Genomic DNA, 14,410 nt, shown 5'->3' on the forward strand with positions numbered 1-14,410 from the left:
TTCCCGTTCCTCGAGCCGTCCATGACCTGCCGCACCCGCTTCGCCCCCAGTCCCACCGGCTACCTGCACATCGGTGGTGCCCGCACCGCGCTGTACTGCTGGCTGGAGGCCCGCCACCGCGGCGGCGAGTTCGTGCTGCGCATCGAGGACACCGACCGTGAACGCAGCACCCAGGGTGCGATCGACGCCATCCTGGAGGCGATGGAGTGGCTGGGCCTGGACTATGACGAAGGCCCGATCTATCAGACCGACCGCGTCGCCCGCTACCGGGAAGTGGCAGAGCAGCTGATCGCCGACGGCAAGGCCTACTACGCCTACGAAACCCGCGAAGAGCTGGACGCGATGCGCGAGGCCGCCATGGCCAGGCAGGAAAAGCCGCGTTACAACGGCGCTGCACGCGAACTGGGCCTGCCGTACAAGGACGACCCGAACCGCGTCATCCGCTTCAAGAACCCGCTGGAAGGTACGGTGGTGTTCGACGACCTGATCAAGGGCCGCATCGAGATCGCCAACAGCGAGCTGGATGACATGGTCATCTTCCGCCCGGACGGCTACCCCACCTACAACTTCGCGGTGGTGGTGGACGACTGGGACATGGGCATCACCGAGGTCATCCGCGGCGACGACCACATCAACAACACCCCGCGCCAGATCAACCTGTACGAGGGCATTGGTGCGCCGGTGCCGAAGTTCGGCCACATGCCGATGATCCTGGACGAGCAGGGCGCCAAGCTGTCCAAGCGCACCGGTGCGGCCGACGTGATGCAGTACAAGGACGCCGGCTACCTGCCCGACGCGCTGCTGAGCTACCTGGCCCGCCTGGGCTGGTCGCACGGTGACCAGGAGCTGTTCAGCCGCCAGGAACTGATCGACCTGTTCGACGTGAAGGACTGCAATTCCAAGGCCTCGCGCCTGGACATGGCCAAGCTGGGTTGGGTCAACCAGCACTTCCTGAAGACCGAGGACGTGGCCGCCATCGTGCCGCACCTGGTCTACCAGCTGCAGAAGCTGGGCCTGGACGTGGCCGCCGGCCCGGCCCCGGAGGATGTGGTGATCGCCCTGCGTGAACGCGTGCAGACCCTGAAGGAAATGGCCGAGAAGGCCGTGGTCTGGTACCAGCCGCTGACCGGGTACGACGAAGCGGCGGTGGCCAAGCACCTCAAGGCCGGTGCCGAGGTGGCGCTGGGCAAGGCCCGCGAGCTGCTGGCGGCGCTGCCGGAGTGGACCGCCGAGTCGGTGGGCGTCGCCCTGCACGACACGGCCGCAGCGCTGGAGATCGGCATGGGCAAGGTCGCCCAGCCGCTGCGCGTGGCCATCACCGGCACCCAGGTCAGTCCTGACATTTCCCATACCGTTTACCTGGCCGGCCGCGAGCAGGCCTTGAAACGCATTGATGCGGCCATCACCAAGGTAGCAACGGCCTGAGGCATCCTTGCCAGGCCCGAACCGGAGAACACGCATGCCCGCCAAGACCGCCACTGCCTGTACCGCCCCGCACCACCACGTCCACGACGCATCGGATTTCGTGGCGGTGGTCGAGCGTGTCTCGCGCGAACGCGGGCTGCGCCTGACCCCGATCCGCGCCAACGTGCTGAAGCTGATCGCCGAGGCCGGCAAGCCGGTCAAGGCCTACGAGCTGCTGGAATGGGTGCGCAACGGCAAGGGCGTGGGCGCCGATGCCCCGCCCACCGTGTACCGCGCGCTGGACTTCCTGATGGCCAATGGCTTCGTGCACAAGCTGGAATCGGTGAATGCCTTCGTGGCCTGCCACCATCCCAGCAGTGCCGCGCATTCGGTGCCGTTCCTGATCTGCAACAGCTGCCACAGCGCGGTGGAACTGGAAGACCGCGAGATCGTCACCCAGCTGGAGAAGCGCGCCAAGGAGCTGGGCTTCCAGCCGCAGGCACAGACGCTGGAAGTGCATGGCCTCTGCGCGCGCTGCGCCGGCTAACGCAACGGTAGGGCCGGCCGCTGGCCGGCATTTTGGAAACGGGGTCAGATCCCTTTGCCACTGGCAAAGGGATCTGACCCCGTTTCATACCGGTGCGGCAGGGCCTGCGTCCTAGTCCATCGGCTTGGACCGGGTATCCACCCGCACGATCACCGACATGCCGGGCCGCAGCTGCTTTGCCAGCTTCTGATCCCTGTTGATCGATATCCGCACCGGCAGCCGCTGCACCACCTTGGTGAAGTTGCCGCTGGCATTGTCCGGGCGCAGCACGCTGAATTCCGACCCGGTCGCTGGGGCGATCTCCTGCACGCGGCCCCGCAGCACCTGGCCCTGGAACGCGTCCACCGAGAACGTCGCCGGTTGGCCGATCGCCATGCCCCAGGTCTGGCCTTCCTTGTAGTTGGCCACCACCCACAGCGTGTCAGGTACCAGGAACAGCAGCTGCGAACCGGCAGCGACGTACTGGCCCACGCGTACGCTGGCTTCGCTGATCTGGCCGTCGCGTGGTGCGTGGATCACCGTGTTGGCCAGGTCGATGCGGGCCAGTTCCAGCTGCGCCTGCGCGCTTTCCACCTGCGCTTCCAGGCTCTTGCGCGCGACCTGGGTCGACACCAGCGTTTCCTCGGCGATGCGGATCTGCGCCTGCGACTGTTGCACGCTGGCCTGTGCCGACGCCTGGGTGGTGCGGAACCTGTCGCGGTCGTTGATGGACACCAGCTGCTGCGCCGCCAGTTCCTCGTAGCGTTTCAATTCATTGCGCGAACGCTGCAGTTCGGCCTGGCCAGCCGACAGCGTGGCGCGGGCGGAGGCAATCTGTGCGCGGTTCTGCGCCTGTGACTGGTCCGAGTTGGCCAGCGCCGCGCGCGCGCTGTCCAGCGTCGCCTGCGCCTGGGCCACGCGCTGCGCATAGATGCGGTCATCGATGCGCAGCAGCGGCTCGCCCTGCTTCACATGCTGGAAATCCTTCACCAGCACTTCGGTCACATAGCCGTTCACCTGCGGCGCCATCACCGTGATCTGGCCGCGTACATAGGCGTTGTCGGTCACCATCACGCTGCTGGTGAACGGCCACAGGTGCCAGGCGCGCAGGATCAGCGCAATGCCCAGCAAGGCCACTACCACCATCACCACCACGCTGCGGGCGCTGGGCTTGAGGTACTTCGGCGCGACCGCAGGTTCTACCGGCGTGGCCGCGGGCGCCGCGTCGGTCGGCGGCGGTGGGGTGACGTTGTCGGTGTCGTCGGGGCGGGGCGGGACGGGAGGCATGGGAGGACTCAACGGGACGCGGCCGGCGTGGACGCGGTGGAAAGGGCGGGGTGGCGCTTGCGCCATTGCTTGAGCACGGCGGTGCGCAGCGACAGCAGCAGCAACCAGCACAGGAAGCCGATCGCCAGCCAGCCGCTCAGCGTGAACACGTCATTGAAGCCACGCACGTTGGCTTCGCGGCGCGTGGTCTGCGCCAGCTGCGCGCTGCCCTGCGCACTGCGCAGCACCGGGTCGGTGATCTGCGCAGCGTACAGCTGCTGCTGGATGCGCAGCCGTTGCGCGACCACCGGATCGGCCGGATCGAGCTGGCTGGTCAGCGCGCTGGAATACAGCTGCTCGCGATGCAGCTGGAAGGTCCCCAGCACCGCCGAACCTGCCAGGCCACCCAGGGTCTGCGTGATCGACAGCGTCACCAGGAAGGTGATCATGTGGTCGACGCCCTGTTTCAACGCGGCGGAGATGCCGAGCATGATCAGCGGGCCCATGAACATGCCGGCACCGACCGAGGCCAGGAACTGGCTGGCGTAGAAGTCGTGCGGCCGGTCCAGGCTGGTGCGGTGCTGGTCGAAGAACGCGGCGGCGCCCAGCAGCAGGATCGCCATCAGCAGCTGCGCGATCAGCCGCTTCGGTCCGAAGGTGAGCGAGGCGCCGGCGATGCCGACGATCACCCCGGCCAGGATCACTACGAACAACGGCCGCATCTGGTCAGGCCCCATGCCCAGCGTGCGCATCAGGTTGACCACGCCGTAGGACTGCTCGGTGGTCAGGAAGCGGATCAGGAACGCGCCGACGATGAAGTGCAGCACCGGCAGCTTCGACAGCCAGCGGATCTGCAGCAGCGGATTGCGCCGGTAGTGTTCGATGATGAAGGCGGTGGTGGACAGCACGATCGAGGCGACCAGCGCCCAGCCCAGCCATGGGGTGTTGAGCCACCAGCGGGTGTAGCCCTGCGCCAGCACGATCACCAGCAGCGCGACCGCCGGCGCGAGCAGGGCGAAAGTGAGGAAGTCCAATGGCTCGAACGCCTTCACCTGGATGCCGGGCGGCAGCTTCAGCACTACCACTGCCGCGAACGCGCACAGGGCCAGGCCGGCTTCGAAGGAGTACAGCTGGTGCCATTGGCCGGTATCGACCAGGCCTGGTGAAACGATCCAGGCGATCGGCACCGCCAGCTGCGACAGGCCGACACCGACCACCAGCAGGTTGCCGGTGAATCGCCGCGGCAGCGCCTGCAGCATGTACAGCGTGCCCAGTGTGGAACAGGCCGCACCCGCGAAGCCGCTGGCGGCTCGGGTCAGCATCGTGGTCTCGAAGCTGCCGACGAACAGGTGCAGCACCGCCAGCGCCGCATACAGGCCCAGGCCGATCTCGGCGAACAGGCGGATGCCGTACTGCTGGCGGAACTTGAAGGCCAGCAGGTTGGCGGTGACATTCACCATCGCATACGCGGCCACCAGCCAGCTGCCCTGGGTCGGAGTGAGCGCCAGCTGGCCCTGCAGGAACGGCAGGTTGGCGGTGACCAGCGCATTGCCGAGGCCGCCGGTGATCGCCACCAGCAACGATACCAGCGCATAGGCCGCGCGCCGGTACGGCGGGTGCCAGGGCATCGACGCCGAGCCGGGCATGGTCGGCTTCTCATGCTCCTCCCAATCCGGAACCGGCTTCAGATACGGCTGGACCATCAACGGGCCTCGCTGGCAGCTCCCTGGAGACCCCCACGCAGCAGCTGCAGGGCACGCCCGGCCAACTGGGCGCGCTCGTCGCGGGTCTTGCCGCGCAGGGCCGCACCCAGCATGCCCGAGATCAGTGAAATATCCGTCTTTTCCAGGTCGTCACGGCACAGCCCGGCGGCCTTGGCGCGCGCGATCGGTTCCTCCAGCAGGTCGCGCACGGTCTCGCGCGCGGCGCGCATGGACGGCACGTCCGAATCAACCGCACGCCAGTAATCGGCCAGTGCCGGCGAATCGATGATGCGCTGGGCCATGCCCTCGAACACCTCGAACAGGGCGTCATCGCGGTCACCGAGCTGTTCGACCTGGCGCCGGATGCGGTCGACCGTGCGCTGCAGCAGCGCCTGGATCAGCGCGGTGCGGTCGGGGAAGTTGCGGTACAGGGTGGCGCGGCCCACCTGGGCGCGTTCGACCACCAGATCCAGCGGGGCGGTGACGCCATGTTGGCCGAAGACATGATCGGCGGCGTCGAGGATGAGGGCACGGCGGGCAGCTGCATCGGCACGTTGAGCGGTCATGGAATTATTTTCGGACAAAAGTGTCCGATTGGCGAGACTTTGAGTGACGGGATTGTCCGGTTGTTGTCGTACGCACACCTTTGTGACGGATGCGTGATGGCGTGGGACGGAATGAAAACGGGGGCCCGAAGGCCCCCGTTCAATGCGGTGGTGCCAGAGCCCTTTCCTTCGGAAAGGGATCCGACCCCGCCGTGCGCGATCAGAAGAACGCGCGGATCCCGAATGCGACTCCACGGCCTGGCAGCGGCGAGTAGTCGCGCAGCAGCGAGGTATGCGGGCGCACTTCGCGGTTGGTCAGGTTGCTGCCATCCAGGAACACCTCGTAGCTGTTGCCCGCGTTGCGATCCCAGCGGTAGGCCAGGTGCGCGTCGACCAGGGTGTAGCCGTCGCTCGGGGCTTCGTTCTGGGCGACGTCCTTCTGGCGGCTGTAACGCACTGCACCGACCGAGGCGCGCCAGCCGTCCTTCGACCAGCGCAGGTCGGCGCCGACGCGGGCCGGGGCGATGCGCGGCAGGTAGCCGGTGTTGGCCAGCTCCACGTTGTAATTGTGGTTGTGGTCGCCGTGCGGTACGGCGATGTCGAGGTTGCGGCTGCCGTTGCCATCCAGCTTGGCCTTCACATAGTCACCGAACAGGCGCAGATCCCAGTCACCGGCGCCACCCTCGAACAGGTGCACCAGCGCTTCGGCCTCGGTGCCGCGGAACACCGCGTCCTGCTGCGTCCAGGCGCGGACCGGCAGGCCTTCGGTAACACCGGTGTCGGCGAGGTAGATGAAGTCCTTGAACTTGGTCTGGTAGACCGACGCGGAGAAGTCCAGGCGATCGCTGTGGGTATGGATGCCCAGTTCGACGCGCTGGCCGCGCTCGGTTTTCAGGTTGGCGTCGCCGATCTCCAGCGAGCGGGTGGCGATGTGCGCGCCGGCGGCGTACAGCTCTTCGTTGGTGGGTGCACGCTCTGAGCTGTCCACGCCGATGCGCAGGTCAACGGCATCGTTGAGCTTCCAGATACCGGCGGCAGACAGGTTGGTGGCACCGAACGTGCGGCGACGGTAGTCACCGGTCGGGTCCAGCTTGACCTGGTCGTGGCGGCCACCCAGTTCCAGCTTGAACGGGCCGAACTGCTTTTCCTGCAGCACGAACAGGCCGATGTTCCTGGTGCCGGTATCCGGTACGAACGCTTCTTCGCCCTTGGCGCCGAAATCGCTGTTGCCGAACTGCAGGCCGAACGCGCCGTCCCAGCCGCCGATCTGCTGCTGCACGGCTTCCAGGCGCGCTTCGATACCACGGTTGGTGAAGCGCGTCGACGGCGTGCCGGCCTCCAGCTCCACGTGCTCGTAGTCGGTGTAAGCCACGCGTGCGTTGATGTTCTTCAGGAACGAGACCGGGTTGTAGATGCCGGCCTTGGTCTCGAAGCGGTTCTGCACCATGTCGATGCGCACGTCATGCTCGTCGCCGCCTTCCTCTTCATCGCCGTGGTCGTGACCGTGGTCATGGCCATGGTCATCACCATCGGCATGCACGTGCGCGCCGTTGGGAATGCCGTAGTTGGTGCGATAGGTGCTGGCCGACACACCGAAGTAACCACCGTCGCCCAGCCACGTTGCGCCGACGCCGCCGGCGCGGGTGCGGATCGAACTGTTGTCCAGGCGGCCGCGGCGCGGTTCTTCGCCCTCGGCTGCGTCGTGATCATGGTCGTGATCGTGGTCATGGTGGTCTTCAAGGCTGTCGATCACCGCGTAGCCGGGAATGCGGTAGTCGTCGCCATTGCGCACCAGGCCATCCACGTGCAGCACGACGTTGCCGCTGACACCATCGAGGCGGAACATGCCGCTGCGCTCATTGTTCACCGAGTTGCCGCGCAGCTCGGCGCGGCCGCTGAGCGGGCGCTCCGGCAGCTCGCGCGCGATGCGGCCATCCACCACATTGACCGCACCACCGATGGCGCCGCTGCCGAACAGCAGCGTGGCCGGACCCTTCAGCACTTCGATCTGGTCGGCCAGGAACGGCTCGATGCTGGTGGCATGGTCGGCGCTGACCGTGGAGGCGTCCATGTTGCCCATGCCATTGGACAGCACGGCAACGCGCGGGCCTTCCTGGCCGCGGATGATCGGGCGGCCGACGCCGGGGCCGAAGAAGGTGCTCTGTACGCCGGGCAGCTTGGCCACGGTATCGCCCAGGGTGCCGGCCTTCTGCTCGTCCAGGCGCTCACCGGCCAGCACGTCCACCGGGCGCGCCAGGGATTCGGCATCGCCCTGCAGCGGCGACGCGGTGACCTGTACCGAGGAGAGTTCGGTCAGGTGGCGGTCACGGTGGGAGGTGTCCTGGCCGGCTGCAAAGGCGACGGACGGCAACAGGGCGGCGAGGGCCAGGGCCAGGGAATGCGGCTTGAGCCGAGGGGTGTGGGCGGGCATGGGCAGGTCCTTTGTTACAATGTATCAATCGCAGGGCGCACGAATCCCGTCGAGGGGACAGGGGGAGGGGAAACCGTGCGGTTCGGAGAGGGATGTTATATTATTCCATAACGATTCGCCGACCCTGCTGGAAGTCATGTCCCTGTCCTCACGCCTGCGCCACCTGCTCGACCGTTTCGGTGCCACTGGTTCGATGCTGTGCGCAGTGCATTGCGCGGTGATCCCCGTGCTGCTGGCGGCGGCGCCGTCGCTGGGCCTGTCGTTCTGGCTGAGCGATGGCGTGGAACAGGCGCTGGTGGTGTTCGTGACCCTGCTCGGGCTGTTCAGCCTGGTCTGGGGCTATCGCCGCCACGGTGCGCTGCGTGCGCTCGGCTTCCTGATCCCCGGCCTGGTCGCGCTGTGGGCCGGCGTGCTGTACGACCCGCTGCACCACAATGCGGTGCCGCATGCGGTGGTGATGACCATCGGCGGCCTGCTGGTGGGCGTTGCCCACCTGGTCAACCTGCGCCTCAACCACGGCCACGTGCACGACGCAAGCTGCGCGCACTAGGCACGCCGTGATAGGATTTCCGATCGTGCGCGGGGGCGCCCAGCAAGGCGGCCCCGCCGAACCCGTGTCAGTACGGGGTAACCAGATTTCACACTTGAGGAGTTGAAGACATGGGTAAGGGTGACCGCAAGACCGCCAAGGGCAAGCGCTACAACGCCAGCTACGGCAACGCCCGTTCGCACACCGCGAGCAAGGTCGCCGTAGGCGCCGCCGCCCCGGTTGCCAAGAAGACCGTGGCCAAGGCTCCGGCGAAGAAGGCCGTGGCGAAGAAGGCCGTCGCCAAGGCCTGATCAGGCCGACCGACCGGTCCAAGGAAAACGCGGCGCCTGGCGCCGCGTTTTTTTATGCGCGTTCCTGCAGGGCCGAGCCCATGTTCGGCTGGCGTAATGCAGCCGAGCATGGGCTCGCTCTACAGGGAATTCAGCGCAGGGTCTGCTTCAGCGTTTCCGGATTGCCATCGTTCGGCGCGGCCGGCACCTGCAGCAGGTGGGCCAGCAGCGGGTAGACGTCGACATTGTCGAAGCCGTCGATCACCAGGCCCTGGCGGAACGACGGGCCGCTGGCCACGAACACCGCACGCATCGACGGTAGGGCATTGTCGTAGCCGTGCGAGCCACGGTCCTGCTTCGCGCGCTTGGCGATCTTCTCGCGGTGCAGCGCATCCCAGCCTTCATCCATCGCACAGACGATGGCCGGAACCCGCGGATGCGTGCCGTAGTGCCAGCGCGCCGGCAGGTTCTCCTTCTTCCAGCACTCGTAGTGCGCATGGCGGCCGAGCAGGGCGCGTTCGGCCTCAGCCTCACGACCGGCCACTGGCGCGAAGCCCACCGACTGGCCCTGGCTGACGTTGCGCGCGATGGACGGGTCGGCCATCGATTCGGTGGCGATCACGTGGCCGTCGGCGACGCTGGCCATGCCGTGGTCGGACACCACGATCACATTGGTGGCGGCGACCAGGCCGCGCTGCTGCAGGCCGTCGAGCACCTGGCCGACGATCAGGTCGGCGCGTGCGATGGCGTCGGCGTACTGCTTCGACCCGGGGCCGTAGTTGTGCCCGGCCTTGTCCACGTGCTCCATGTACAGCGTGGTCAGTCGCGGGGCATCGGCGTCGGTCTGTGCCAGCCAGTCGAGCACGATACCGGCACGCTGCTCCAGCGGTTCCTTGCCGTCGTAGATGCGCCACTGGCTGGGGCGCACACCACGGATTTCCGATTCACTGCCCGGCCACGACGTCGTGGCTGTGCGCACGCCGGCGTTCTCGGCGCCGACCCAGATCGGTTCACCGCCCCACCAGGCACTGGTGGTGACGGCCTCGCGGTTGCTCAGCTCGAAACGGCCCAGCGCTTCATCGTCCATGCTGTTGTTGACGATGCCATGGTGGTCCGGGCGCAGGCCGGTGACGATGGTGTAGTGGTTGGGAAACGTCAGGGAAGGATAGGACGGTGTCATCCAGCGGGCGCGCACGCCGCCGTCGATCATCCGCTGCAGGTTCGGGGTCAGCCCGCGGTCCAGCGCATCGGCGCGCAGGCCGTCGATGGAGATCAGCAGCAGCTTCGGCGGTGCGGCCGATGCGACGGACGTGGGAACGGAGGCGGTAGGGGCAGGCGCAGTGGTGCAGGCAGCCAATGGCAGCAGCAGCGCCAGCGAACAGGTCAGGCGTACGGAAGTCATCCGTGCATGATAAGCCGGTGCAATTACCGGCCCAAGACATGACGCGCCAGGATCGCCCGGGGTCAGATCCCTTTTCCACGGGAAAAGGGATCTGACCCCGATGTTCAGGCGAACAGCGGGGGCTGGCGTTGTTCCAGCCGCAGCAGCGCCGCCTTGGTTTCCAGGCCGCCACCGAAGCCGGTCAGTGCACCGTTGCTGCCGATCACGCGGTGGCAGGGCAGGATGATCGGCAACGGGTTGCGCCCATTGGCCGCGCCCACCGCGCGGGTCGCGCTGGGCTGTCCCAGGTGTTGCGCCAGCTGCAGGTAGCTCCAGGTCTGGCCGAACGGAATCAGCGCCAGCGCTTGCCACACGCGCAGCTGGAACGGCGTACCACGCGGCGCCAGCTCAAGGTCGAAGCTGTTGCGCTCGCCGTGCAGGAACTGCAGCAGCTGCTCGCGTGCTTCCGGCAAGGCATCCGGTGCGTAATACCAGTCATCACGCCCGCGCGCGGGGTGGCGGTTCTCCGGGAACAGCACGTGTGACAGGCCACGCTCGTCGCCGGCGATGGTCAACACGCCGATCGGGCTGTCGAAACGATCGAACAACAGTGTCATGTCGGTTCTCCAACGAATGTGCCGGACAGGTGCCACAGGTGCAGCACGGCGTAGGCGCGCCAGGGACGCCACGGTTGCGAGCGCGCTTCGGTTGCGCGTTCGCTCAGCCGCTGGCCCTGCGCGTGGCCGAGGACCTGCTGCAGTACAAGATCGCCGGCCGGGAAGGCATCGGGCTGGCCGAGGCCACGCAAAGCGATGTACTGCGCGGTCCATGGGCCGATGCCGGGCAGTGCCACGCAGCGGGCAACAAACTCTTCCAGCGCCTGGCCGGGCCCGAAGTCGAGCTGGCCGCTGGCGCAAGCGGTGGCCAGTGCACGCACGGTCGCGGCGCGGCTGCGCGGCAGGCCGATTGATTCCAGAGGCGCCTCGGCCAATACCTCGGGTGCCGGGAACTGGCGATCAAAGTCGGACGACATGCCCGGCAGGTGCGCGCCATAGGCATCGACCAGCCGCCGCGCGAAGGTGGTGGCGGCGGCAACAGTAACCTGCTGGCCGAGCACGGCGCGCACGCCCACTTCGAAGCCATCCCAGCCGCCGGGCACGCGCAGCCCGGGGCGTTCGGCGATACCGCGCGCCAGCAAGGGTTCCTCGCCCAATGCGGCGTGCACCTGCTGCAGGTCGGCATCCAGATCAAACACGCGACGCACGCGGCGCACGATGTCCGGGATCAGGCGCGGATCCACCGCACCCAGCTGCAGGCGCAGCTCCGGGCGCTTCGGGTCGGCAGTGACGCGCAGCAGGGTGGGGCGCTCCGGCGTGCCCAGCACGCGCTGATAGCTGTCCTCGCCAATCAGCTCGATGCCGGGCAGGCTGCGCTTGCGCAGGAACGCCAGCATGCGCGGGAAGTCCAGCGGCGGACGGTAGCCCAGGCGCAACACCAGGCCGCCATCGTCGGCGGCCAGCGGTTGATGCTGGCGGCGCAGTGCGGTGGGGGCCATGCCGCAGCCCTGCAGGAATGCGGTATTGAAGCGGCGCAGGCTGTTGTATCCGGCGGCCAGTGCGACGTCGGTCACCGCCAGCGTGGTCTCGGTCAGCAGTTGCTTGGCCAGCAGCAGGCGATGGGTGGCGTGGATCTGCCCGGGCGTCGCACCCAGGCGTTCGACGAACAGGCGCTGCAGCTGGCGCGCGCTGAGGCCGAGCTTCGTAGCAAGATCGGCCACCGGCTGCTCCTGCAGGAAGCCGCCGTGGATCAGGGCCAGGGCGCGCTGTACGGTCTGCCCGGCCAGTGCCTGCTGGGCCTGTGGTGCCAGCTCCGGGCGGCAGCGCAGACACGGGCGATAGCCGGCGGCGGCGGCAGCAGCGGCGGTCGGGTAGTAGGTGATGTTGCGCGGCTTCGGGGGCGGTGCGGGGCAGACCGGGCGGCAATAGATGCCGGTGCTGCGCACGGCGGTGAAGAACACGCCGTCGAAACGTGCGTCGCGGGCCAGGCGGGCGCGGTCGCAGGCGGCGGTGTCGAGGGCGAGGGCGGTGTCCATGGCGGCAGTCTAGGCGGGTGCGGGCGGGGATACTCGCCACATTCGGACATGGATGCTGAAGGGGGTCACGCCGGGCTGCGCCCGGACCCGCGGTAGTGCCGGCCGCTGGCCGGCAACAGCAACAGCAGAAGCGGGATTCCTGTGGGATGGCGTGGTGGGTCCGGTGGCAGGGGACGCCGTGAACCCCCAGACCGGCCCAGCCGCTGGCGGCTGTGCGTTCGGGCGCTTGCGAAGCAGTGCTTCGCAAGCAAAGCGCCCTCACCCCTGGGGACTTGGTCGCGGCATCCATGCCGCTCGCACCCCTGCCACCGGCCCCACCACGCCTTCGACAGGTTCCTGAGGCTGTTGGTAGGTGTCGACCTTGGTCGACACGCTTTCCCAAGGGTCAGAAGGGGTTCAGTGCCACGCGCTGAATGCGCGGCCTGGACGGGTAGACTGTGGCTCTTGGTCCCATGAATCCCGGTTGCCCGATGTCCGCCAAATTCCGCTGGTTGCCCCTGTTGTGCCTGGCCCTGGCGGGCTGCAGTCAGCTGGAGAATCCGGGCAACGTGACCGCTGCCGACAAGGCAGCGCGGGCGCCGGCCAGTGATGGCGAGAACATGGTTTCGATCAATGCCGCCGACGCGCCACCGGCACCAGCGCCGCCGCGCAGCCAGGCGGGTCGGCCGTGGCCGCAGGCGCAGCTGGAAAATGGGCGTGCGTGGGTCAGTTGCAGCACGGAATATGCGGGCGATGCCGGCGACGGTGTCGAACTGGAAGGGCTGCAGCGCGAGCAGATCACCCAGGCCCTGGCGCCGTGTGCCGAGCGTCGGCTGATGCGCGTGCGTTACGCCGGCAAGATCAATCCCGGCTTCGCCGAAATGATGTGGCGGTTGGCGGTGGTCGCTGACGAACTGAAGATCCACAAGCGCATCCTCGACCTGGACTCCAGTGGTGGCCAGGTGGAGTCGGCGATCGTGGCCGGTGACAGCATCGGTGAATCGGGCTGGACCATCTGGGTGCGCGAAGGCTCCATCTGCCACAGCGCCTGCGTGTTCGTGCTGGCTGCCGGTGACAACCGCCTGCTGTCGGGCAAGGTCGGCATCCACCGCATGATGCGGATCAGCTCCAAGGCCACCTCGCGCGCCGAGCTCAACCGCGAGCTGCACGAGGTCTACGACAACGTGAAGGATTACCTGCAGCGCAATGGCGTGGCGGTGGGCGTGGCCGATCTGATGATGACCGTGCCCAATCGCAGCCTTCGCCTGCTGACGCCGGATGAGCTGCGCCAGTACGGCCTGGATGGCACCAACGCGGTGCAGGACGATCTGGAACGGATCAAGCAGATGCGCGCCTGCGGCGATGACTTCGTGCAGCGCAAGGACGCGTTCCTGATTGCCTTCGACCAGCAGTGCAAGCGCGACGGCGCCGACATGGAATCGATCAACAGCTGCGGCCAGGCCCTGAAGCAGCGCTTCGGTTTCCCGGATGCGGTATGCCCGGACGAAAGCCCGCTGTCGGAGATCGATGTGGCGACGCTGCCACCGGCACCGTCGGAGCCGCCGCCGGTGGCCGAGCAGCCGCCAGCGAACACCGCCGCGCCCGCCGCGCAAGCTGATGCGGCAGCGGTGGAGGGCAACGCTCCGGCACGCTGACGGCGTAGTCACCGCGCTGGCGTAGACTGCGGTTCTCTCCAGAAAACCGGCGGTGTCCATGAAGCGCGCGTTCCTGCTGCTGTCCCTGCTGCCCCTGACCGTGTTGGCGCAGGCCCCTGCGCCGGCCACGCCTGCACCGGCCCCGGCACGCCCGGCACCAGCCTCGCCGGCAGCTGCGAAGCCCGCTACCGCCGGTTCCCCTGCGTTGACCGCTGCTCAACAGGCGCAGGTGCAGAAACAGGACGCGGAAATGGGCGCCGCCGCAGTGAAGGCAGCGCAACTGGTCGACGCCAACCGCGCCGGCGAATTGTGGGATGGCGCTTCGGCCGTCGCGCGTCGTGCGGTGCCGAAGGCCGCCTTCGTCAGCCAGTTGGCCGCCGAGCGCACGCGCCTGGGTGCGCTGGCCGGGCGTGGCCAGCCGGCCATCACCCGGGTCAAGTACAGCGCCGGTGCAGCAGTGCCCGAAGGGCTGTACATCAACGTCAGCTTCCCGACCCGTTTCGCCAACAGCGCACAGCCGGTGCGCGAGCTGGTCTCGTTCCGTTTCGACGAGGACCAGGTGTGGCGCCTGGCCGGTTACAGCCTGCGCGCGTCGGCACCCTGAGGAGG

At 67.7% G+C, this 14,410-nt stretch carries 13 protein-coding genes; 6 read left to right on the top strand and 7 right to left on the bottom strand.

Annotation, left to right across the window (positions count from 1 at the left end; genetic code table 11):
• The first annotated feature begins 21 nt into the window (after positions 1-21).
• Both gltX and AC5P7I_RS06690 read left to right on the top strand, forming a co-directional pair.
• A complete protein-coding gene (gene gltX, locus AC5P7I_RS06685; RefSeq protein WP_262088398.1) occupies positions 22-1,425 on the top strand; it encodes a glutamate--tRNA ligase in 1,404 nt (467 codons plus the stop codon).
• 34 nt (positions 1,426-1,459) lie between these two features.
• Positions 1,460-1,951, top strand: a complete 492-nt coding sequence (locus AC5P7I_RS06690; RefSeq protein WP_004150412.1) for a Fur family transcriptional regulator — start codon at positions 1,460-1,462, stop codon at positions 1,949-1,951.
• 111 nt (positions 1,952-2,062) lie between these two features.
• Here the strand turns inward: AC5P7I_RS06690 and AC5P7I_RS06695 are convergent, their stop codons facing one another.
• From AC5P7I_RS06695 to AC5P7I_RS06710, 4 genes are all read right to left on the bottom strand, one after another.
• Positions 2,063-3,217 carry an HlyD family secretion protein gene (locus tag AC5P7I_RS06695; protein WP_262088399.1) on the bottom strand — a complete coding sequence of 385 codons (1,155 nt, stop codon included), beginning with the start codon at positions 3,215-3,217 and terminating at the stop codon, positions 2,063-2,065.
• Between the two features lie 8 nt (positions 3,218-3,225).
• Positions 3,226-4,899 carry an MFS transporter gene (locus AC5P7I_RS06700; protein WP_032956775.1) on the bottom strand — a complete coding sequence of 558 codons (1,674 nt, stop codon included), beginning with the start codon at positions 4,897-4,899 and terminating at the stop codon, positions 3,226-3,228.
• Positions 4,899-5,465, bottom strand: a complete 567-nt coding sequence (locus tag AC5P7I_RS06705; RefSeq protein WP_014646454.1) for a TetR/AcrR family transcriptional regulator — start codon at positions 5,463-5,465, stop codon at positions 4,899-4,901. Before AC5P7I_RS06705 ends, AC5P7I_RS06700 begins: the two co-directional genes overlap by 1 nt.
• Before the next feature lie 199 nt (positions 5,466-5,664).
• Positions 5,665-7,875 carry a TonB-dependent receptor gene (locus tag AC5P7I_RS06710; protein WP_262088400.1) on the bottom strand — a complete coding sequence of 737 codons (2,211 nt, stop codon included), beginning with the start codon at positions 7,873-7,875 and terminating at the stop codon, positions 5,665-5,667.
• A 136-nt stretch (positions 7,876-8,011) separates the two neighbouring features.
• Between AC5P7I_RS06710 and AC5P7I_RS06715 the strand changes: the two genes are divergently transcribed.
• A complete protein-coding gene (locus tag AC5P7I_RS06715) occupies positions 8,012-8,425 on the top strand; it encodes a MerC domain-containing protein (protein WP_008264835.1) in 414 nt (137 codons plus the stop codon).
• A gap of 110 nt (positions 8,426-8,535) precedes the next feature.
• Positions 8,536-8,715 (top strand): 30S ribosomal protein THX, encoded by a 180-nt coding sequence (locus tag AC5P7I_RS06720; RefSeq protein WP_004150462.1) that lies wholly within the window; start codon positions 8,536-8,538, stop codon positions 8,713-8,715.
• Between the two features lie 130 nt (positions 8,716-8,845).
• Here the strand turns inward: AC5P7I_RS06720 and AC5P7I_RS06725 are convergent, their stop codons facing one another.
• The 3 genes from AC5P7I_RS06725 to AC5P7I_RS06735 all read right to left on the bottom strand — a co-directional run bounded on the left by AC5P7I_RS06725 (position 8,846) and on the right by AC5P7I_RS06735 (position 12,167).
• Entirely contained in the window at positions 8,846-10,096 is a 1,251-nt protein-coding gene (locus AC5P7I_RS06725) for an alkaline phosphatase family protein (protein ID WP_262088401.1), read from the bottom strand.
• 104 nt (positions 10,097-10,200) lie between these two features.
• Positions 10,201-10,692: a methylated-DNA--[protein]-cysteine S-methyltransferase gene (locus tag AC5P7I_RS06730; RefSeq protein WP_164109072.1), complete on the bottom strand. Its 492-nt coding sequence runs from the start codon at positions 10,690-10,692 to the stop codon at positions 10,201-10,203.
• Positions 10,689-12,167: a DNA-3-methyladenine glycosylase 2 family protein gene (locus tag AC5P7I_RS06735; protein ID WP_014646458.1), complete on the bottom strand. Its 1,479-nt coding sequence runs from the start codon at positions 12,165-12,167 to the stop codon at positions 10,689-10,691. Before AC5P7I_RS06735 ends, AC5P7I_RS06730 begins: the two co-directional genes overlap by 4 nt.
• A gap of 470 nt (positions 12,168-12,637) precedes the next feature.
• Here AC5P7I_RS06735 and AC5P7I_RS06740 point away from each other — a divergent pair, with 470 nt between their 5' ends.
• Together AC5P7I_RS06740 and AC5P7I_RS06745 are read left to right on the top strand one after the other, a co-directional pair.
• Positions 12,638-13,801, top strand: a complete 1,164-nt coding sequence (locus tag AC5P7I_RS06740; RefSeq protein WP_262088402.1) for a COG3904 family protein — start codon at positions 12,638-12,640, stop codon at positions 13,799-13,801.
• A gap of 58 nt (positions 13,802-13,859) precedes the next feature.
• Positions 13,860-14,405, top strand: a complete 546-nt coding sequence (locus AC5P7I_RS06745) for a DUF4019 domain-containing protein (RefSeq protein ID WP_262088403.1) — start codon at positions 13,860-13,862, stop codon at positions 14,403-14,405.
• The last annotated feature ends 5 nt before the right edge of the window (positions 14,406-14,410 follow it).

This window comes from Stenotrophomonas sp. YJH_SMC_138 (assembly GCF_059369855.1).

Excerpts from the sequence above, each read along its gene's own strand:
- AC5P7I_RS06695 (WP_262088399.1), bottom strand. The coding sequence starts at position 3,217 with ATGCCTCCCGTCCCGCCCCGCCCCGACGACACCGACAACGTCACCCCA.
- gltX (WP_262088398.1), top strand. The coding sequence starts at position 22 with ATGACCTGCCGCACCCGCTTCGCCCCCAGTCCCACCGGCTACCTGCAC.
- AC5P7I_RS06720 (WP_004150462.1), top strand. The coding sequence starts at position 8,536 with ATGGGTAAGGGTGACCGCAAGACCGCCAAGGGCAAGCGCTACAACGCC.
- AC5P7I_RS06710 (WP_262088400.1), bottom strand. The coding sequence starts at position 7,875 with ATGCCCGCCCACACCCCTCGGCTCAAGCCGCATTCCCTGGCCCTGGCC.
- AC5P7I_RS06705 (WP_014646454.1), bottom strand. The coding sequence starts at position 5,465 with ATGACCGCTCAACGTGCCGATGCAGCTGCCCGCCGTGCCCTCATCCTC.
- AC5P7I_RS06715 (WP_008264835.1), top strand. The coding sequence starts at position 8,012 with ATGTCCCTGTCCTCACGCCTGCGCCACCTGCTCGACCGTTTCGGTGCC.
- AC5P7I_RS06700 (WP_032956775.1), bottom strand. The coding sequence starts at position 4,899 with ATGGTCCAGCCGTATCTGAAGCCGGTTCCGGATTGGGAGGAGCATGAG.
- AC5P7I_RS06730 (WP_164109072.1), bottom strand. The coding sequence starts at position 10,692 with ATGACACTGTTGTTCGATCGTTTCGACAGCCCGATCGGCGTGTTGACC.
- AC5P7I_RS06745 (WP_262088403.1), top strand. The coding sequence starts at position 13,860 with ATGAAGCGCGCGTTCCTGCTGCTGTCCCTGCTGCCCCTGACCGTGTTG.
- AC5P7I_RS06735 (WP_014646458.1), bottom strand. The coding sequence starts at position 12,167 with ATGGACACCGCCCTCGCCCTCGACACCGCCGCCTGCGACCGCGCCCGC.
- AC5P7I_RS06690 (WP_004150412.1), top strand. The coding sequence starts at position 1,460 with ATGCCCGCCAAGACCGCCACTGCCTGTACCGCCCCGCACCACCACGTC.
- AC5P7I_RS06725 (WP_262088401.1), bottom strand. The coding sequence starts at position 10,096 with ATGACTTCCGTACGCCTGACCTGTTCGCTGGCGCTGCTGCTGCCATTG.
- AC5P7I_RS06740 (WP_262088402.1), top strand. The coding sequence starts at position 12,638 with ATGTCCGCCAAATTCCGCTGGTTGCCCCTGTTGTGCCTGGCCCTGGCG.